Source organism: Pedobacter sp. 01N416 (assembly GCF_056399685.1).
This window is the reverse complement of the sequence record NZ_JBFTRT010001047.1, coordinates 1-573: the sequence shown is the minus strand read 5'-3', so window position 1 is coordinate 573 and position 573 is coordinate 1. Positions and strand designations below refer to the sequence as shown.

The 573-nt window shown below is 32.1% G+C and carries 1 protein-coding gene; it reads right to left on the bottom strand.

Features of this window, described 5'->3' with window-relative positions:
* The coding region (locus AC1DND_RS29160; protein ID WP_477586501.1) for a hypothetical protein at window positions 1-573 on the bottom strand (573 nt) is incomplete at both ends.

The following is a 573-nucleotide window of genomic DNA, read 5'->3' as shown; positions in this document are numbered from 1 at the left end:
ACCTCAGGGTGTGAAACAGAAAGATTGTATAATGAAGAACCAGGAATGTTCCATACATCTGATGATTCTGGAGATTTATATTTTTCTCTAGCAGGGTTTTCGATATTGGCAATGTTGGCTACTATTTCGGCTTTTTCTACAGGAGTAAATTTTTTAGAAGGATCTTCGTCGAAGATTTTATAGCTATTGTCTTTTGAATCTCCATCATAGAGTGTAAAGATAAAGTAGCTTAGTGCGTAAATAAAGCGATTATCAGTAGCACTGGTATTATGTTCTACATATTTCAACAGATTCTTTCTGATTTGTAATTTATTATGGCTGTCTTTAACAAAAAATAAATTTGCAATGTATTGACCTCTTGTGGGATTTGCTTGTGTATGTTCTTTATAAATGGAATCCAATACCATTTTATTTATTTTTGGCTCCTTGTCATAGCCAAAGTTTGTTAAAAGTGCGGTCAGGAAATACTTTTCGTTATTTAAAAGCCATGCTAAACTAGCTTGGTCATAATTGAAGATATATTTATTTCTGTGAACTTGAGAAGGTCGAATTGTGATTTTAAAAGTGTTATCA